The organism is Hymenobacter plasmatis (assembly GCF_020711255.1).
GTDB lineage: Bacteria > Bacteroidota > Bacteroidia > Cytophagales > Hymenobacteraceae > Hymenobacter.
In genome coordinates this window covers 40475-58415 of sequence record NZ_JAJFAW010000023.1, presented here as the reverse complement: position 1 = coordinate 58415, position 17941 = coordinate 40475, and the positions used below count along the sequence as shown (strand labels likewise).

Below are 17941 nucleotides of genomic sequence, written 5' to 3'. Positions count from 1 at the left end.
TATGTTTCCTGCTTCATTTTACCGCGTAGCGGCTTGGCTCTTGCTGTTGGGGCTAAGCCACGGGCCACTATCGGCGCAAACTCCGGCGGCCTCTCGCCACCGCTATTGGGATGCCCGGCCTGATTCCTTGCGGCAGGTGCTGGCTACCCAGCGCGCCGACACGGCCCGGCTGCGCACGCTCATGCACCTGGTCGATGTGTCCCTCCTGGTAGGGAACGAAACGAACCTAAAGGTGGAGGAGATAATGGAAACGGCCGACCTCAGTGCCCGGCTACACCGCCCCGAGCGGCGCGCTTACCGCCTGATGGCGACTGGAAAACGGCTCTACAACGCCCACGATGTGTCGCGCGCCCTGGACACCCTGCAGGCCGCCGTGGTGGCGTTTGACCAGCAGGGTCGGCTTGCTTCCAACCTGCTGTATGCCCTGCGCAGCGTCTTTGGCGAACTGAGGCAGTTAGAAGCCATGCGCCGCTACTACCAGGCCAGGCTGGTGTATTACCAGCCGCGCGGGGCCCCCGAAAGCCTGGCGCCTTGCTACCTGAGCTTAGCTTCCTACTACGGGGCGCAGGGCAACTATAACCAAGCCCTGAGCTATAACCTGCAAGCCCTGCAATGCTACCGCTTCTTCGACGGCAATACCTACAACAACCAATTGGCCACGATTGGCGCTCGCTACGCCACGTGGGGCAACACGGCGAAGGCCCTCCACTACCTACAGCAGTCTGTGGCCGGGCTGCAGCGCCGCCACGACGACTGCTTCTACGCCTATAAAATGATGGCCGAGGTGTACGTGCAGCGACACGACTATCCGGCTGCGCTGCGCGTGCTCGACAAGGCCCTCGTGCCCCCGGAACACGAGTATTCTTCTATGGCTTCCAAAAAAGCCCTAGTTTTTACGCTTCGCAGTGCGGTGCTGGTGGCGCAGGGTCGCCCAGCGCTGGCCCACCCGTTTTTGCAAGCTGCCCAGCACCTGGCCGATTCGCTCCACCTCCCGTTACTAATGGCGCAAGGTGCCCTGCAGTTGGATGCAACTTGGGCGGGCTATGAAGCGGCGCAGGGCAATGCGGCCGGCGCCGAAGCGCATTGGCTCGCGGCCTACCGCAAAGCCCGCGATGCCCACAGCACCCAGTTTCGCCTAGCCTACTTGCGCGCGCTCACCCGCTTTTACCAGCAGCACGGCCAGTCCTCGCCGGCTGCACGCTATGCGGTAGCCGCCTTGGCGCTGGCCGATTCGCTCGAGGCGCGCGAAGGGGCCTTGCACGTGGCCCGCTACGAAATCGAGCAAGCCGACCGTGCCCAGACCGCGCGCATAGCCGGCCTGCGGCAAGCCCAGCAGCAGGACGTGGCCCGGGCCCGGCGCCAGCGCTGGGTGCTCGGGGCCGTGCTCGCGGTGCTGGCGCTCATCGGCGGGTTCGCGTTTTTGCTGTGGCGCAGCAACCAACTCAAGCAGCGGGCCAACGCCCTGCTGAGCGAGCAGAAAGCCGAAATCCAAACCCAGCGCGACCAGACCACCCAGGCCCTGACCGAGCTGCGCACGACCCAGGCCCAACTCATTCAGAAAGAGAAGATGGCGAGCTTGGGCGAACTCACGGCCGGCATCGCCCACGAGATTCAGAACCCCTTGAACTTCGTCAACAACTTCTCGGAAGTGAGTGCCGAGCTGGTGGCCGAGTTGGAAGAAGAGCAGCTGCGCCCGGCCCGCGACGCGGCGCTAGAAGCCGAGTTGCTGGGCGACCTGAAGCAGAACATGGCAAAAATTACCCAGCACGGACAGCGCGCCGCGAGCATCGTGAAGGGTATGCTGGAGCACTCGAGCAGCCGCGCCGGCGAGCGCGAAGCCACGGACCTGAACCGCTTGTGCGACGAATACCTGCGCCTGGCCTACCAGGGCCTGCGGGCCAAGGACAAAAGCTTCAATGCCATCCTAAACACTGACTTTCTTGCTGACTTGCCGCTGGTGACCCTGGTGAGCACGGACGTGGGGCGGGTACTGCTCAACCTCTTTACCAACGCCTTTTACGCCGTGCGCCAGCGCCAACTCAGCGGCGAGCCCGGTTACCAACCGCAGGTCGGGGTGCGCACCATATTGCTCAACCAGCAGGTGCAGATTCAAGTGAGCGACAACGGCACGGGCATGAGCCCGGCGGTGCAGCAGAAAATCTTCCAGCCCTTCTTCACCACCAAGCCCACCGGCGAAGGCACGGGCCTGGGCCTGTCGCTCTCCCACGACATCATCGCCCAGGGCCACGGCGGGAGCCTCACCGTCGAGAGCGAAGCAGGGGAGGGCACCGCGTTCACCATCAACTTGCCAGTTTAATCCTGTCGTCGCTATGCCAATCCTTACGCTCGGCCTGCTGAAACGCGTCGGTGGCCTGCTGTGCCTGCTCACGCTGCTGCTCCTGTCACCTGGCCCCTTGCGGGCCCAAACCGCGCTCCACCGCTACTGGGCTGCTTCGCCCGACTCGCTGCGCCGGGTACTCGCTGCGCAGCGCGCCGATACGACGCGGCTGCGCACCATGCTGCACCTGGTAGATTGCTCGTTGTACTCAGTATCGGTTATGCCTGACATGGCCGCGGTCGTCGCGCTTGCGAAGCGTCTGCGCCGCCCGGAATACCGCGCCTACCGCTTGCTGCTCGCCGGGGTGCAGGGAAAGGGGGCGGCAGCCCTCGACAGCTTGCAAGCGGCCGTCACGGCCTTCGACCAGATGCACCGGCCTGCAGCCTTGCCGCTCAGCTACCTGCGCGAGGTTTTCAGCTCTCTCAACCGCGAAGAGGCCCGATTGGCCTACTATCAAACCAAACGCGTCCAGTACCTGCGTAGCGGGGACACCATCAGTCTGGCGGTGTGCCACCATGCGCTGGGGGGCTCCTACACCTACCGGGGCGATTACAACCAAGCCACCAGCCAGTACCTGCACGCAGCGGAGCTAGGGCGCTCGGCTTCCCCGTACTTGTACCACAACTTTCTGCTGAGTGTGGCCGGCGGCTACCGAAGGTGGGGCAACGACGCCAAAGCCTTGCATTATATGCGTTTGGCAGAACCTGGCCTGACCAGTATTGTCACCCGCGCGGGTCTGTTTCAGGCACGTGGCTTTATTTACCTGCGTCAACAGGACTACCCGGACGCCCTGCGCGCGGCCGACCAGGTGCTAATATCCACCGCATCCGTCGGCCCGGGACCCGCGCCGGCGGCAATACTGCGCGCAAGGGCCTACGCCTTGGTGTTGAAAAGCCAGGTGCTGCTTGCGCTGGGTCGGGTACGCGAAGCCGGCTTGCTGCTGCAGCCGGCCCAGGCCCTGGCCGATTCGCTGCGTCTGCCGCTGGTAACGATGGCAAGCGCCAATGAGCTGGACGCGACCTGGGCGCGTTATTACGGCGCCCGGGGCGAGCCGGCCCGCGCCGAAGCCTACTGGCTCCGAGCCTACCGCAAAGCCCGCGCGGCCCACAGCACCCCGCTGCGCCTGGCCTACTTGCGCGCGCTCACCCTTTTTTACCAGCAGCAGGGCCAGCCCGCGCCGGCTGCTCGCTATGCGGTCGCCGCCTTGGCGCTGGCCGATTCGCTCGAGGCGCGCGAAGGGACCTTGCACGTGGCCAGCTACGAAATCGAGCAATCCGACCGCGCCCAGACCGTTCGCATCGCCGGCCTGCGGCAAGCCCAGCAGCAAGCCGCGGCCCGGGCCCGGCGCCAGCGCTGGGTGCTCGGGGCCGTGCTGGCCGCGTTGGCGCTCATCGGCGGGTTCTCGTTTTTGCTCTGGCGCAGCAACCGGCTCAAGCAGCGGGCCAACGCCTTGCTCAGCCAGCAGAAAGCCGAAATCCAGGCCCAAAAAGGCGAGCTCGAAGCCCAACGCGACCAACTCGATAATTCGCTGACGGAATTACGCACCACGCAGGCCCAATTGATTCAGAAGGAGAAGATGGCCAGCCTGGGCGAGCTCACGGCCGGCATCGCCCACGAGATTCAAAACCCGCTCAACTTCGTCAACAACTTCTCGGAAGTGAGCGCCGAGCTAGTGGCCGAGCTGCGCGAGGAGCGGGCCAAAGGAGTGAAAGCGGATGCCGGCCTGGAAGAAGAGCTATTGGAGGACCTAACGCAGAACCTGGTCAAAATCACCCAGCATGGGCAGCGGGCGGCGGGCATTGTGAAGGGCATGCTGGAGCACTCGAGCCCCAGCGCCGGCGAGCGCGAGGCCACGGACCTGAACCGTCTGTGCGACGAGTACTTGCGCCTAGCTTACCAGGGCCTGCGGGCCAAGGACAAATCTTTCAACGCTGCGTTGAGTACCGACTTTCTAGCGGACCTGCCCACTGTGAACGTGGTGGGCGCGGATGTGGGCCGGGTACTGCTCAACCTCTTTACCAACGCCTTTTACGCCGTGCGCCAGCGCCAACTCAGCGGCGAGCCCGGTTACCAACCGCAGGTCGGGGTGCGCACCATATTGCTCAACCAGCAGGTGCAGATTCAAGTGAGCGACAACGGCACGGGCATGAGCCCGGCGGTGCAGCAGAAAATCTTCCAGCCCTTCTTCACCACCAAGCCCACCGGCGAAGGCACGGGCCTGGGCCTGTCGCTCTCCCACGACATCATCGCCCAGGGCCACGGCGGGAGCCTAGGCGTCGAAAGCCAGGAAGGGGAGGGCACGACCTTCTCGGTGGGGTTGCCTCTGAACCGCCCCGCCTGATGCAGGTCGGCGTTTTGGTAAGCGGCTTTTCAATCAACCGGGTACCCTGACGATAAAAAGCCCCAACCCAACCCAACCCAACCCAACCCAATTAAAATCAGATGAGCGCTGACCCGTATAAGCAAAGTTTAAACGACGCTGTAACCAGGCTAATTGACATTCGCGAGCTGCTATTCGACGCTACTTTTCAAGTTGCCATTACAAACGAGCTAAAAGACTGGTCAGATACCGTCGATGTCGGCGAGGTACACACTATCCCCAAAGAATTATTAGACAGTTGCAGCGACACTAATGTCCAACTCCTCGCCAAACTTTTAACAAGTGTTGAGAGGACCTGTGAATCACTACTCAATCTCAACAATTTGGATTTACAGGAAAACGTGTGACCAGGAAACCGCTGCTCTCTAAACCGACATGCCTGAAACAGCTGAAAGCAGTGTTTATTTAATTGCTATTGTAGCAAATACAAAAATTATAATTATTACAAAAACAGCAACTTAACTCATTTATGAAAGATTACTAATTCATTAGGAAAGGGTGATTTCCTGCGGTAATGTTGTGGTACCTAACCACACCTTATCACAATTTCTTACATGTTTTCAACCCGCCAAATCCAAGCTTTAGAAGCTGGAAAAGCAGCTAATTCGCCAGCTATCCGCACCTTGGCACAAGCCGAATTACCCGCTTCTGTTTATGCTTCCTTCGTCTACAACGAGTACTGGTTAACCGGCCAAGCAACCATTGACGAGTTATTGGCCACCCTGAAAGCGGCTTCATCAGACCTGGGAGGCCCTTTGTGTTACTTACCTCACAAAACCCTGGCAGGTAGGACGGCCCAGACCAGAGAGTTGCTGGCCCAACGAGTGCCCTTTATTACCGAATTCGGACAACACCTCACGTACCTGGAGCGCGGGAGTCCGTTGGAGTGGCTGGCTTACCTGACGCAAGAGATTCATAAAGCTGAGCCCGAAGACGTCGACTATTTCTTCACTGAAATTGCTGCCACGCTGCAGCACGAAATCGTTATTCGGACCGCCACTGCTGACTTCCGCATCACTGAACTGGAGATTTACTACAACGGTCGTAACCATCCGGACCCATACGTCCACAAGGGGCCCGAGCAGCTCAAGCACCTGCACTGGTACTTTAACAAAGCCTCCAGTCTCGACCTGACTTTTGGTGACCAGGAATCCAACAGCTTCGGTGGAATTCTGCTGCGTGGACTGGAACAACTGCCGCTGGAGCCGACAAGTGAACCAGCCAGTGCCGGCCTGTACACCTCAGGGCCGCGCAATATTGTGAGAACCCTGGTTGCTAATTGGGGGAGTGCCCTATACAACTCATTTCACTTCGGTTTAGCTAATGCCCCCGCGCCAATTCCAAGGCCAAAGCAGCCTTGGCGGACGCAGCGATTTGGCCTGGTCCTCCGCGCCGATGATACTAGTGCAAACCCCTATTTCGCACGCCCATACCGCTTTTTGACCAACGAGAGCTACTTAAAACAGCTCAAGAACAAGGAGGCTATATGTCAGGAGCAGCAGCTGGATGCAGACACAGCTTACCGCATCCTGGGCTATAAGCCGAGCTGGCTATGAGCGCCACCCATTCGGCCGGCCGGTTCTACCTAGCTGACACTCTCGCCCAGAGGCACCCTAACACGGCTTCTGCCCTCACCAATGCTTTGCGCCTGAGTGGAGTTGAAGTCGCTACTCTTCCTGGTACCCGCGACATATGGGCCCGGGATTATATGCCCGTTCCCACCGCCCTTGGCAGCCTGGTGCAATTCCGCTACGCCCCGGACTACCTCCGTCCCAAACGCTGGCACCGAACCATCACTGATGGTGCCAACGTCACCCAACAGCTCGGGCTGCCGTTCAAAAGCAGCCCCCTGATTGTGGACGGTGGAAACGTCGTCAGCCGGTTCGGCCGGGTTATCATGACTGACAAGGTGCTTCGCGAAAATCCAAAAGTGCCAATCGCGCAGTTACTGACCTCTTTGGCCGAGGCCCTGGAAGTTAACCGTATCGACCTGGTGCCCGCCCATCCCAAAGATTTCACTGGCCACGCCGATGGCCTGGTGCAGATACTCGATGAGCGCACGGCCCTCATCAACGACTGCCGTCGGCATGAGCCCGCCTTATGGGCCACCCTGCAGACTGCGTTACGCCGCGCTGGTTTTGAATGCGTGCCTCTTCCCTACAACCCCTATCAAAACCCGGATTATACCTCCGCAATAGGGGAGTACATCAATTTCCTGTGCGTAAGCAGGACGCTCATTGTCCCCACCTACCAGCAGGCCGAAGATGATGCCGTGCTGCGTCGCCTACAGGCCCTTTACCCAGGCCACAACATCATTCCCGTTGATGGGAGAGCCATTGCCAGGCAAGGCGGCGTGTTTCACTGCGTAACCTGGTCGAGCGAAGTACCCGTGCATGGCGGCGCATGAAAAATGGCAAGGGATAAACGAAACGAGCGGACCATCTGGCCCGCTCGTTTCCACCCTACACCTAACCCACGGTTAGTAACGGCTCCAGGGCTTCCCCTGCCACCAGCTGGCCCCCAGCGAAGACGGAACCCTCAGCCGTCAGAGCATCGCCTGCACCCGCACCTTCGGCCGCTCGCTGCAAGACCCTGCCCGTCGCCCCCGGCTGGGCCAGCAGCAGCGCCGCACCTCCGCCTTCACTACCTCCTGGGACTAGCTATGGGAAATAGGGTAGGGTACTTGGCTCAGATACCATACGTTTGTAGATATTTAATTCATTAGGTAACGAAGCACTCCTGTATGGCTATTGATGCGCACTTTACTGGCATTCGTGCCGCAATTCAAAACGAACTGTCCCAAGCCACCAGTAGCATTCGGGTAGCTGTAGCCTGGTTCACAGACCAGACACTTTTCACGACCTTGCTAGAGAAGCTAGCTGCTGAGGTAAGCGTACTAGTTGTAATACGTAATGATGTAATCAACCTCAATCCCACGGGTATTGATTGGCAACAGTTGATTGACGCTGGTGGCACGCTATTCTTCTCTCAGGAGAGCCCCCATCTGCACCATAAATTATGTGTTGTTGATGACAAGAAGGTCATTTCCGGCTCTTACAACTGGACATATGGGGCACAACGTAATCAAGAGAACATTGTGGTTTCTGACCAGCACGAATTAGTTAAGTCATTTCGAGCCGAATTCGACAATTTACTCAGCCAGGCTGAAGAGGTATCTAATATTACCCAAACAGCCGCTGTGGCCCCCCCTGCAACAAACTCCGCATTGGAATACGAAGCGCTAATGGAAATAGAGTACAAAAACAAGGATGAAGCATCCGATAGAAAGAAGCAGAGTTACAGGGAATTGGTATTGGCCGGTAATGCAGCTTACTTTCAAAAACGGTATGACGAAGCAGAGTCATACCTGCAACAAGCCTTAGCCTTGAAGCAGGACGGCATTGACGCACACGAAATACTAGCCGGCCTATATTGGCGAACAGAACAATTCCAAAAGTCAGTTGATATCGCTAAAAAGGCCGAAGCATTGGGTTTGAAAAGTGCTGAACTTTGGAACGCATTGGGGCTTGCATATGATGGTCTTAAGCAGTTTAGGGAAGCTATTCACTGCTTTGACCAAGCCATTAAGCTAGCTCCTCACCTTTCAACGCCATACCGCAATAAATTCATCTCCCAGCAGGGCAACAGGCAAACAAAAGATGCCGACCTCACTGCCTTGGAAGGCGGCCGGATTGCTACCGAAGCAATAAGAAAATACAAAAACGGTGGGAACAACGACCTGCTTTTGCACGCCTATATGGACAGGGCCTTTTTACATTCCGACTTACCTGAAGCTCGCAAGCACGCTCAGGAAGCATTAGCACTATTTAACAGGATACCTGTTAAACATCAGGACATGCACGACTTGGAGGATATCAACGCTGTATTAAACGAGAAACCTCGCTTCTAATGCTATGATTTCACTTTTGGGGCTTCCAGGTTCTTAGAGTGACTTGCTGACTCCAGCCCAGAAAGCTACCTGTTAGAAAGCCCCGAAAGGAAACGAGCGGACCATCTGGCCCGCTCGTTTCCTTTCCACCCTATACTTCAAAATGCGGCCAGTCCTTGAACCCGGGCCAGTCGCCGCCCCAATGCACCCGCGCATCAGCCGCCTTGATCAGCCGCGCAAACTTGCTCAGTAGCAACCCCGACCACGACGTTTCCCCATTGGGCAGCAGAAACGCCACGTCCAGCGCCGAGCATGGCAGCCAGTTGTGCTTTGACTCGCCCCCGCGCTTGTACGTCACGATTTTCCCCGGCTTGGTCCGCCCCTGCGCATACAGCTCATCCTGCCGGCCTACCGACCGGTAGCACTCCGTAATCACGGGCAAGCCCAGTAGCCGCAGCACCGGGTCAGCTTCCCACCGGGCCAGCGCCTGGGCATACGCCGCCCCCAGGCTCGGCTTTGCCTGCATCAGCCGCGCTGCCTGAATGCGCTGTTGCACGCCGCTCAGCTTTGGCACGACCCGGGGTAGGGGAGCCCTGCCAAGCACCGCCCCCGGCTTGGTGCCGACCACGCTACTTTGCGCTGTTTCCATGGCTCCCGTCCTCCCCAGTCCCAGCCTTCACCAGCGGCAATACTTCCGCCGGCACTTTCACCACGGACTCCGGCCGCTGCAGGGCCTTGCGCACCGTCGCCCAGATGGTCACGATGGCCACCAGCGCCTGAATTATCAGGTGCCCGTAGTTCTCAATATTCGTCGGGTCCGGGGGCACCAGCTCGTGGCTGGCTACCTGTCCCAGGAGAGCCGTCATGCCAATATGGGCAAAGTGGCCGGCTTTCGTGCTGCTGAACATATGCATGGCGTCAATAAAAGTTTATGTCCAATGGTGTCTTTAATATTTTACTGTCTTTAGTAAAATTTAGTTGTATAAATTTTGTATCAAAATGCAACCTTTATTAATTGCACTTTTCAGTTGATGCACTGGCGGTGTCTACTTGGTTCGAAGCAGTTGGGCGGCTCCCCGGCCCTCCGCTCCGCTGCGGGCCGGGGCCAGGCTATCCAGGGGTGCGCTAACGCTCCCGTGCTGCGCACCGCTTCCGTTGGTCGCGCCCTTACCATCCTTGCCGCATTCCCCCGACGCTCCAGCCACTGAGCGCAACGCACGCCCTACGCTCCGGCCCACCTCATTTCGCTTCCTACGCCAACGCGGCGCACCGTTCATCGCTCCTGGCGTCCCTCTTCACTAGGCTTGCTATGGCTCCGGTCGCTGCACTCGGCCGGCCTGCGCTACCGTAAAACCACCGCACCCGCCCGGCTCAATTTCGCTCCGCCAGCTGCGCCCTGCTGCGCTCCATTCGCCCGGCTCATCCCACCACCCTGATACTTTAGTTTCAGGGTACTGCCACCTGCCCCAAGAGTCAGGCCGCAGCCCCCGGACACTCTCGATTTACCCCCAGCGCCAGCCCCCCTGCAGCCCGCCTTCCGTTGGTCAGCCAGCCGCCCCACCGCCAACCCACCGCACCGCTGCCGTGCCGTGCAGGGCCCAAAAACGGCCCCCACGCCGCCCGCCAGCACCCCCTGATTCGGTTGCAGGCCGCAGGCCGAAAAAGCCTGCCACCCGCCAGTAAAGCTTGCGTTCCAGCCACGCAGGCAGAAGCAAGGCCCGCTTCGCGGAGGGTTTCATTGGGGAGTACCCCAAGCCCCCGCCATCATGCCCCGGCTAACGCCCGGTCATCTTCCTCGGCTTCCGCAGCCCGAAAAGGGCCGCTCCACCCTCATAAGGCCGGCTCCGCCGAGGATCCATTGGGGGCCTCAGGCCGTCCCCCAAACCCCCAGGCCAAGGCATATAGTCTGTTTGGTCAGGCCTTGCCCGGTGCCGTTTCCGGTCGGGTAGGGGCCGCCTCAGTCCAGGGGCAGCAGCTCCACCGGGCGGCCCAGGCGGCGGGCGGCCTTCAGCGTGCTCAGCGTGCCCTTGCTCTGGCCGTCCCACACCACCAGCACCAGGGCGGCCCGCTTCACTATCTCGGCATTGCGCACATGGGTAGCGGCCGTGGGGCCGTGGGCGGCATAGTCCGGCCGCAGCTCGGTTAGCTGCACCCCGTGGGCCCTGGCCCAGCGGGCCGCCAGGGCGTCCACACCAGCAGCCCCGCCGCTCACCACTTCCGCCGGCTCCAGTTCGGCCAGCCGCCGGGCCAGCGCGGCGCAGCTTCTCACGCCCCGGCTTCCCACCACTGCTATTGCCTTGTTTTTGTGTTTTTCCATGTATAAAGATAGTCAAAAATAACTTGCTTTCAAGACGCCTTTTATTAAAGTTTAGTTTGCAATTACAAAGTTTAGTTGTATCTTTAGTGTGTAGTCGGGAAGGCCCTGCTACCTGCCCACCCGGAGGCCTACGGCGCGGGCACCTCACAGCTACCTCATACAGCTATGCTCACCCCATTCCAGTTTTCTCAGCTCGCCGCTTCCGCCTGGTCCGGCCCGGCTCTCACCTGCCACTTCGCCAGCGTGCAGCGCTACGTTGCCAGCAGCGGCTACATCACTGAAACCTACCACGTCAGCTACCACGCTGGCGAAGGCCAGCAGCACGTTTACCAGGCCGGCGCTCCTTGTCCTTTTGAGGCCATTACCCAGGCCGTGGCCGCTTTCGCCGAGCGGTGCACCGTTCCGCAGCTTGGGGCCGCCGTGCAGGGCCACGCCTCGCGCATTGTATCCGCCGCAGAGCAGGCCTTTAGTGGGGCACCCAGCCCGGCGCCCGTTCAGGAGCCCGAGGTAGTCTGCGCCGTGTGCCGCGAGGGCCGCGATGCCTTCGGCCAGTGCCGTTGCTGCTATGTGCCCGCTCCTCACTTGGTCGCCAGTGCAGCCTAGCGCTACCCGGCAAGCCGTTCCCGCAGTGGGGGCGGCCTTGCCCCCGGCGCACCAGCTGGCCCGCGCCCAGTCGGCCTATGCCGCCGCCAAAGAAGCCCGATGGGCGTTGCGCGATGACTATTGCGATGCCCGCCGCCCCGGCCGCTTCGCCCGCCTCCGCGCCGCCGTTGCCGCCGTGCAGGCCGCCCGCGCCGCCCTCTCTGCAGCCGCTGCCCTCTATCACGCCAGTGCCCACGCCGCCGCGCTCCGGGCCGCCGGCTCCCTCATCCTCTCCGGTTCGCCATGCCTCCCACCATCACCCCCAGCCTCGCCCAGGTTGCCACAGCCTGCTTTCCCGTGCCCGGCGCTCGGTTCAGCGGCTACACCTTCGCCAAAGGCACCCGCTTCAATTGTCAGTTCGACGTGCCCAGCCCGCACACCGGGTCCGTGGTGGCCCACTTCCGGGGCACCGGCGCCACGCCATTCGAGGCCATAGCCGCCGCCGTGCAGCTCTTCCACGCCAGCGCCCACGCCTTTCCTCATTTCTAGCCACCAGGGGCCGCCAAGCCGGGCGGCCCCACCAAGCTCACCTCATCATGCCCAAAACCGCTACTCCCACTTATCAACCTCACTTGCTGGACCCACACAGCGCCCAGCCGCAGCCGGTCAGCCCTGCCAACGGCAAGAGCTTCAAGCTGGCCGAATTGTACCAGCTGCTCGACTGTCAAACCGTCGACGTGGTGCGCCTCAGCCCCGAGCTGATTCTCATTATCGACGATGAGGGCAAGTTCCGCCACCCGGCCTACCTCAACCTCATCGCCACCTACCTCTGGTACCAGCACCAGCCCGAAGCGCGGGGCGTGGATTCCATTGTGGGCCGCGCCATTCTGTGCCACGACAAACAATTCAGGTAGCCACCCAGGGGCCAGCCATAGCTGGCCCCGCCTTTCCCTCAATTTCCCATGAAAACCAAGCTATTCCAAGCCTACGGCTACGAAAAGGAAAGCCACTCTAAAGTCGCCGTGCGCCTAAGCGAGCGTGCCGTCAGCCTCGCAAAAGCGAAGGCCTTATTCCGCAAGTACTACGTGCTGACGTCGCCCGTCACGGAGGCCAATTAACACCTGACACGGCGCCGGGGCCGGCCAATAACTGGCCCCACTTTTTTCACTCCCAATCCTTCCCAATTATGGCAACTGCCACCACCAAGCAAGCCGTCGCCCAGGCCGTGCCCGTAGCTCAAGCTGCTGAGCTAACCATCAACCCCAACACCCGCCCGGCTTACCTCGTCGCCGGCGTCGACGAAAGCACCGGCGAAGAAACCTGGACCAATCGTTTCCGCTACCTGCCCGGCCACCCGCGCCAGGTGCGTTTCGACGCCAAGGCTGGCCAGTTCAACATCGGCGGCACTGTGCCCCTCGGCAGCTCGCTCAGCTTCATACCGCTGGCCTGGCGCGTGTTTCAGGACGACATTCTCAACATGGGCCGCAAGCTGTGGGCCGAGCTGTTCTTCGCCGACGACAAAGGCGCCGTCTGCGCCGTGCTCTTCCACGGCTACAGCGTCGAAAACCTCTACCGCCTGATTGAGCCGCTTTTCTACGACGACCTCACCCTTGCCGATGTGACGGTGAAGGTCACCGCCGAGAAGAAGCAGACCACCAAGGACGGCAAGACGGCCACCTACTACATCGCCCAGTTCAGCTACGAAGCCGCCGACGCGGCCCAGGTAGCTGCCCGCCGCGACTACGCCCGCGACTTTCCCATCTGGCGTGCCGAAACCTACACCGGGGCCGCGGATATGCGCATCCAGCACGGCTACACCGTGCCCGCTGAGGACGACCCGCAGGGCCCGGAACCAGCCGCCGCTGAGCCCGCCACTTTGCCTCAGGCCGCCTAATGCCCAGCCCCCGCGGTGCCCGCCGTGGGGGCTACCAGGTTTCCCACTTATTCAATGCCTTTCGCGATGAACTACCCCACCGAATTGCCCCAGCTGTCCGTTGAGCAGCCGGCCCGCGACGATGCCGAGGCGGCCTTGCTGGCCCAGCTGGCCGAGCTCCTGGCCGATACCGACCCGCTGCCCGACCTGCGCGACTTTGCCCCGCAGGTGCGCCAGCTCTTTCCCGAGCCCGCTTACCTGGTCGGCTGTGGCAGCGCCCACATCTGGCTGCACCGCGCCGCCGACCCGCAGCGCCTGGCCCTCATCCGCTAACCCTCTTTTACCCGTACCGCCATGTTCCACGCCCTCACTGCTTACCCCGACCTGACCGCGGCCCAGCACCGCGCCCTGCCCCAGGTTTCCAATACCGACCTCTCCAAGCTCAAAGCCGACATCATGGGCCAGCTGCGCCGGCCCAACCCCGTGGCCATGGCCTTCGGCACCCACTTTCACGCCGCCACGCTGGAGCCCGCCACTTACGCCCGCACCGAGGAAAAGTGCCAGTGGGCCCTGTTGGAGCAGTTGGCCCGCCAGGTGCGCCGCCAGCGCTTCTGCCGCGACCTGCTGCACCGTGGCATCCCGGAGCTGACCCACTCCGCTATTCACACCGCCACCGGAGTAGGAGTGAAGGTGCGCCCCGACTTGTTGGTCAGCAGCCCCGCTGGCCGCCAGCTCACGCTCATCGACTTCAAAACGACCAGCGCCCCAGACTACGCCCACTTCCTGGCCACCACCGAGCAGTACGACTACGACCGCCAAGCCGCCCTCTACACCGACGTGCTAGGGGCCACGCGCTTCCTTATTATCGGCGTGCAGAAGAAAGCCCCGCACGAGGTCTGGCTGTTCGAGGCCACCGCCGCCCCCGGCTTCATCGAACAAGGCCGAAAGAAGTACACCGCCCTGCTACGTCACCATGCCCGCCAGCACACGGCCTTTGCTCAGGCCCTGACGCCAGAAATGTCACAAGCAGCGTAGGCCTGACTAAAAGCCACTTATTCAGTAGGCACTGACACTGGAATGGGTAAGGCCCGGGATTTTGCAGCCAGTGCCTGCAAAATCCCGGGCCTCTCTATGAATGCTTATGAAGCAACAGCCTCCAGTAACTATCAGAAAAGCCTGTTGGTAGGCTGCCAACAGGCTTCTCTTATGAAGCGTTATGCTCGCGCCCGCCCGTTGGCTCAGTGTTTAAGCCGCTCCCAACCATTTATCCCGGTGCCAAGCCAGCAGTTCCGGGTCTGGCAGAAATCGTGGCTTAGCCGGCAGGCGCAGTCCCTGGCCATGGAATTGCCCCAGCAGCGCCCCCGCGGCATGCGCGTCCGGCCGGCTGCCCGTCCTAACCACCGCAGCTACTTCAATCACGTAGTCCTTGGGCCGAATAGTAAATAGCCCTAGTTCAAAGGCTCGGTCGTGCAGGGCATTAAGCGCTAATCCATTGCGCGGGTTCAACCGGTTGGCCACATCCACCGCCCAGGGCTTGATATGCCCCGCGACCAGGAGCGCCGGCTGGCGTAATCCCGTAATGCAGCACGTGTTGTCATACGCCGCCATGACCATTTTGCGGAAAAACTGCTGGTTAACGCGCACCTGCACCAGCTGCTCTTTTACCCGTCCTACCGGAACCGGTGGGAGAGGCTCTTCCGCCGCGGCCACCTCGTCCAGCGTCAAGTGCTTAGCAGCAGCAAGCAGTTGCTCGCTTTCCAGCGCTTTGCCCGACCAGTCGGCGTAAAATTCCTGCCACACTTGCCGGTCCAGGTGGCTGGCATTGCTCATGCCGGCCCGCCCCAGGCTAGGGTCAAGGCTGGCAAAGTTCACCAGCTTAAGAGCCACCGAGCTCGGGGTTCGGTCCAGTAGTCCTGCCAGCTGAATGATGGCCGGGTTGCCTTTGTGCATCTGCCCAAAAGGCAACTTGCAATACAGGTTGATAGCCAGAAGCAATTCGTCACGAGTCCAAAGGCGTTGACCGGCTTTCATGGCTGCGAAGTGCGCTCCTTTGATGGTGACACTTAAAGGCCTAACACGTAGTGCATGAACGGGCCAAGACTGCCAACAACCATGGCAATAGAAAAGGAATGACGTGCAAATAAGCTGAGTTGAGGAGTCGCTTTCATGCAGGCAATATAGGTGCGCCATACATGGCTTAAAGCACAAATCCTCTTTTAAATTTAAACTACACTGCTGGCCTTTCCTTTAACAAGCTCTTTTGAGAGGTAGTAGAGCCGACAGCATTACGCCGAGCCGCCGCTACTAAACAGTAATTCACAACTTGAAAAACAACAAAAAGCCCACTGGCAAATTGCCAGTGGGCTTTTTTATTAAGCGTGAAGAACCCTGTTTAGACAGGCCCCGTCTGGCTACACGTCAGTGCCCATCATGCATTTGGTGGAAAAGAACGGCTTCCTTGCCCGGCGCGCTATGCATCAGATGGCCGAGCACCTTATAGCATAATAGTTTAGCTGAGAATGACCGCTTCCTGTAATTCCTTAACAAGATCAGCGAACTTGGCAGCATCCCTATCTGACTCCTCAATCATCGAGTTAATTACTGCGGTGCGGTGGTTCTTATCTGCCATTTCAAACTGCTCTCTGGGAGTCCACTTATAAGGGTTGCGAACTCTTTCAAATGGACTCCAGGCAGTGCCATTCTTTTCTACTACAATCTGGTTACTGACTTGGCGAACAATTGTCCTGAACGTGTTTGCAACCTCTTCAGGGACTTGCTGGCCATGAATTGGCGCCCCGATTTTGAATGAATAGTACATATCACTCGCTGGGTCATCTTGGTAATGGTCCATGGTAATAGGGTAGCCTCTCAGATGGCAAACGGGCTTTACTTCATCTATCGGCCAAGCCTTTTCCAGTTCCGACCCGAATTCCTTAAGTATGTCGCTTTTCAGTTCATTGACTACCTGCGAACAGTACCAGGCACTCTCGAAGCTCGCATAATCTCCCCGCAACAACTGCTTTGTTTCTTCCTTCATAAAATTATCGGGTGTTTTCTCGGTGAGGTGATTAATGAGGTGAATGTATTGCTGGATGGTTTCCCGGACAATCGGATACGCAGCGGCCGCCCGATGGCAGTTGTTTAGCCAAGTGGTGATGTCTTCTTTGTAGGAAATAGCCTTGTAGTGCTCCTTGGTGAGCATGCTGCCTGCAGGTGCTTTATAGTTGCCGCCGTCCAACGTTAGGTAGAGCAGCTTGGCGTGCGGCTTATGCTGGCGGTAGCGCTCCAGCTGATTGCGCTGGTTGACGGCGTAAATCTTGTTCTCGATGAACAGAAACTCTCCTTTAGATTCCAGGTAGATATCAATTCGCCCGCCCTCGGTATAGTCGGCATCAATTTGGCCGATATGTTTCTCCACCACTAGCTTGGCACTCGCGGTATCAAAGTTTGCAAAGTCCGCGAAGCCCATTTGCTCGATGAAAAGCCGCAGAAAAGTATCCTGCATCCCATGGCTACCATCCGGATTAAGCAACTCCCCCAGAAAAGCCGAATGCGTCCGCACTTCCCGGGTTTCAATTTTAAGAATTCGGAACACATTGAAGTTTTCCCCGCTCAGTAACGCAAGCTTCTTCTGCGTTCGCGCGATTGCCGAAACTTGGTTCAGCATTCTTTTAAGTACCGATTCGTCCATACAGTGTGGAAATGAGTGAGATTTAGGAAGCGTAAAGATGACCCGCAATAACGACAAACCATGACGCTGAAAGGAAAGAATATGTTTATTCTATTTTATTAATAACTCCCAATACTTAGCTATTACTAACCTGTCTCAGTTCAATCATCGCAAAACACGCTTAAGACGGGCTGAAAAGCCCAGCGGACCCTACTCATTTATGGCTGAATAACCGCAAAACAGCTGTTTATTGCACCTTGAGCAATGGGCAGTTTCGGCTACGACACTGTTTGATGAAGCAAACGCTCAACTTCGCTGCCTGTCGTCCTATTTAATCCCTCTTTCTTATGCGGCACCCGCGCCCCTTTACCCCTCGACCAGACTACGACCGGCTGGCCCACGCCGGCAGCATCCTAGCCGAATGGTCCCAAGCGCAGCCATCGGAGCCGCAATTGGTCTCCCCAGCATTCCGCGAAGCCTTTACAACGTGTATAGCTGAACTCCTTGACGCCAAAGACCCGACGGACGTGGAATGCGAAGACATCTATGTCACGTTGCGCGAGGCGGCAGGCATCAGCGTGGGTCAAGCCTACGCCTCCGGCCCGGGACGGGCCCTGCGCGCCGTTTCGGCCGCCTGCCAACAAGCGCAAGCGGTTGGAGTACGGTCAGCTACCACCGGAAAATGCCTCCTTTCCATCGCGGAACACCCCGACGCCCCCTTATGCTTGGACGAATTAACCCTGATAGCCGATGAACTACGGACGTATGTTGGGCCGGATTGGGAAATGATAGTAGGGCATGGAAGCCGTCCCTCCCTCATCGCTGGCCTGCGCGTAACGTTATTGCTGGCCCCCAGGCATTAACGCAAATGAAAGAGCGGATTGCCCCAAAA

17 protein-coding genes are annotated in these 17941 nt (G+C 59.4%); 12 read left to right on the top strand and 5 right to left on the bottom strand.

Going from position 1 to position 17941, the window contains the following annotated elements; translation table 11 throughout:
• Position 1: 1 nt before the first annotated feature.
• The 5 genes from LJ738_RS16015 to LJ738_RS15995 all read left to right on the top strand — a co-directional run bounded on the left by LJ738_RS16015 (position 2) and on the right by LJ738_RS15995 (position 8628).
• Positions 2–2317, top strand: a complete 2316-nt coding sequence (locus LJ738_RS16015; RefSeq protein ID WP_227787397.1) for an ATP-binding protein — start codon at positions 2–4, stop codon at positions 2315–2317.
• A gap of 13 nt (positions 2318–2330) precedes the next feature.
• Complete coding sequence (locus LJ738_RS16010) at positions 2331–4679, top strand: ATP-binding protein (protein WP_227787396.1); 2349 nt, start codon at positions 2331–2333, stop codon at positions 4677–4679.
• A gap of 593 nt (positions 4680–5272) precedes the next feature.
• Positions 5273–6274, top strand: a complete 1002-nt coding sequence (locus LJ738_RS16005; protein WP_227787395.1) for a hypothetical protein — start codon at positions 5273–5275, stop codon at positions 6272–6274.
• Positions 6271–7125, top strand: a complete 855-nt coding sequence (locus LJ738_RS16000; RefSeq protein ID WP_227787394.1) for an agmatine deiminase family protein — start codon at positions 6271–6273, stop codon at positions 7123–7125. Before LJ738_RS16005 ends, LJ738_RS16000 begins: the two co-directional genes overlap by 4 nt.
• Positions 7126–7461: 336 nt before the next feature.
• Positions 7462–8628 (top strand): phospholipase D-like domain-containing protein, encoded by a 1167-nt coding sequence (locus tag LJ738_RS15995; RefSeq protein WP_227787393.1) that lies wholly within the window; start codon positions 7462–7464, stop codon positions 8626–8628.
• 130 nt (positions 8629–8758) lie between these two features.
• Here the strand turns inward: LJ738_RS15995 and LJ738_RS15990 are convergent, their stop codons facing one another.
• The 3 genes from LJ738_RS15990 to LJ738_RS15980 all read right to left on the bottom strand — a co-directional run bounded on the left by LJ738_RS15990 (position 8759) and on the right by LJ738_RS15980 (position 10924).
• On the bottom strand, positions 8759–9181 hold the full coding sequence (locus tag LJ738_RS15990; RefSeq protein ID WP_227787392.1) for a M15 family metallopeptidase: 423 nt from the start codon (positions 9179–9181) through the stop codon (positions 8759–8761).
• Between the two features lie 55 nt (positions 9182–9236).
• Positions 9237–9515, bottom strand: a complete 279-nt coding sequence (locus LJ738_RS15985; protein WP_227787391.1) for a hypothetical protein — start codon at positions 9513–9515, stop codon at positions 9237–9239.
• A 1049-nt stretch (positions 9516–10564) separates the two neighbouring features.
• Positions 10565–10924 carry a DNA-processing protein DprA gene (locus tag LJ738_RS15980; protein ID WP_227787390.1) on the bottom strand — a complete coding sequence of 120 codons (360 nt, stop codon included), beginning with the start codon at positions 10922–10924 and terminating at the stop codon, positions 10565–10567.
• Between the two features lie 165 nt (positions 10925–11089).
• On the opposite strand from LJ738_RS15980, the gene LJ738_RS15975 reads away from it, so the two are divergent.
• The 7 genes from LJ738_RS15975 (at position 11090) to LJ738_RS15945 (ending at position 14414) form a co-directional block, all read left to right on the top strand.
• Positions 11090–11527: a hypothetical protein gene (locus LJ738_RS15975; protein WP_227787389.1), complete on the top strand. Its 438-nt coding sequence runs from the start codon at positions 11090–11092 to the stop codon at positions 11525–11527.
• Between the two features lie 282 nt (positions 11528–11809).
• Positions 11810–12055 carry a hypothetical protein gene (locus tag LJ738_RS15970; RefSeq protein ID WP_227787388.1) on the top strand — a complete coding sequence of 82 codons (246 nt, stop codon included), beginning with the start codon at positions 11810–11812 and terminating at the stop codon, positions 12053–12055.
• Positions 12056–12102: 47 nt separating this feature from the next.
• Positions 12103–12420, top strand: a complete 318-nt coding sequence (locus LJ738_RS15965; RefSeq protein WP_227787387.1) for a DUF3846 domain-containing protein — start codon at positions 12103–12105, stop codon at positions 12418–12420.
• Between the two features lie 48 nt (positions 12421–12468).
• Positions 12469–12624, top strand: a complete 156-nt coding sequence (locus tag LJ738_RS15960) for a hypothetical protein (RefSeq protein ID WP_227787386.1) — start codon at positions 12469–12471, stop codon at positions 12622–12624.
• Between the two features lie 68 nt (positions 12625–12692).
• Complete coding sequence (locus tag LJ738_RS15955) at positions 12693–13400, top strand: hypothetical protein (RefSeq protein WP_227787385.1); 708 nt, start codon at positions 12693–12695, stop codon at positions 13398–13400.
• A gap of 66 nt (positions 13401–13466) precedes the next feature.
• A complete protein-coding gene (locus LJ738_RS15950; RefSeq protein WP_227787384.1) occupies positions 13467–13712 on the top strand; it encodes a hypothetical protein in 246 nt (81 codons plus the stop codon).
• Between the two features lie 21 nt (positions 13713–13733).
• Positions 13734–14414, top strand: a complete 681-nt coding sequence (locus LJ738_RS15945) for a PD-(D/E)XK nuclease-like domain-containing protein (RefSeq protein WP_227787383.1) — start codon at positions 13734–13736, stop codon at positions 14412–14414.
• Positions 14415–14624: 210 nt separating this feature from the next.
• Here the strand turns inward: LJ738_RS15945 and LJ738_RS15940 are convergent, their stop codons facing one another.
• Positions 14625–15569 (bottom strand): HNH endonuclease, encoded by a 945-nt coding sequence (locus tag LJ738_RS15940; RefSeq protein WP_227787382.1) that lies wholly within the window; start codon positions 15567–15569, stop codon positions 14625–14627.
• Positions 15570–15888: 319 nt separating this feature from the next.
• Positions 15889–17070: a PDDEXK-like family protein gene (locus LJ738_RS15935; RefSeq protein WP_227787381.1), complete on the bottom strand. Its 1182-nt coding sequence runs from the start codon at positions 17068–17070 to the stop codon at positions 15889–15891.
• Positions 17071–17941 lie beyond the last annotated feature (871 nt).

What these genes read in the sequence shown, in the direction of transcription:
- LJ738_RS16005 (WP_227787395.1), top strand. Translation starts at nt 5,273, where the DNA reads ATGTTTTCAACCCGCCAAATCCAAGCTTTAGAAGCTGGAAAAGCAGCT.
- LJ738_RS15950 (WP_227787384.1), top strand. Translation starts at nt 13,467, where the DNA reads ATGAACTACCCCACCGAATTGCCCCAGCTGTCCGTTGAGCAGCCGGCC.
- LJ738_RS15985 (WP_227787391.1), bottom strand. Translation starts at nt 9,515, where the DNA reads ATGTTCAGCAGCACGAAAGCCGGCCACTTTGCCCATATTGGCATGACG.
- LJ738_RS15945 (WP_227787383.1), top strand. Translation starts at nt 13,734, where the DNA reads ATGTTCCACGCCCTCACTGCTTACCCCGACCTGACCGCGGCCCAGCAC.
- LJ738_RS16010 (WP_227787396.1), top strand. Translation starts at nt 2,331, where the DNA reads ATGCCAATCCTTACGCTCGGCCTGCTGAAACGCGTCGGTGGCCTGCTG.
- LJ738_RS15965 (WP_227787387.1), top strand. Translation starts at nt 12,103, where the DNA reads ATGCCCAAAACCGCTACTCCCACTTATCAACCTCACTTGCTGGACCCA.
- LJ738_RS15935 (WP_227787381.1), bottom strand. Translation starts at nt 17,070, where the DNA reads ATGGACGAATCGGTACTTAAAAGAATGCTGAACCAAGTTTCGGCAATC.
- LJ738_RS15955 (WP_227787385.1), top strand. Translation starts at nt 12,693, where the DNA reads ATGGCAACTGCCACCACCAAGCAAGCCGTCGCCCAGGCCGTGCCCGTA.
- LJ738_RS16000 (WP_227787394.1), top strand. Translation starts at nt 6,271, where the DNA reads ATGAGCGCCACCCATTCGGCCGGCCGGTTCTACCTAGCTGACACTCTC.
- LJ738_RS15940 (WP_227787382.1), bottom strand. Translation starts at nt 15,569, where the DNA reads ATGGCGCACCTATATTGCCTGCATGAAAGCGACTCCTCAACTCAGCTT.
- LJ738_RS15995 (WP_227787393.1), top strand. Translation starts at nt 7,462, where the DNA reads ATGGCTATTGATGCGCACTTTACTGGCATTCGTGCCGCAATTCAAAAC.
- LJ738_RS15975 (WP_227787389.1), top strand. Translation starts at nt 11,090, where the DNA reads ATGCTCACCCCATTCCAGTTTTCTCAGCTCGCCGCTTCCGCCTGGTCC.
- LJ738_RS15980 (WP_227787390.1), bottom strand. Translation starts at nt 10,924, where the DNA reads ATGGAAAAACACAAAAACAAGGCAATAGCAGTGGTGGGAAGCCGGGGC.
- LJ738_RS15960 (WP_227787386.1), top strand. Translation starts at nt 12,469, where the DNA reads ATGAAAACCAAGCTATTCCAAGCCTACGGCTACGAAAAGGAAAGCCAC.
- LJ738_RS16015 (WP_227787397.1), top strand. Translation starts at nt 2, where the DNA reads ATGTTTCCTGCTTCATTTTACCGCGTAGCGGCTTGGCTCTTGCTGTTG.
- LJ738_RS15970 (WP_227787388.1), top strand. Translation starts at nt 11,810, where the DNA reads ATGCCTCCCACCATCACCCCCAGCCTCGCCCAGGTTGCCACAGCCTGC.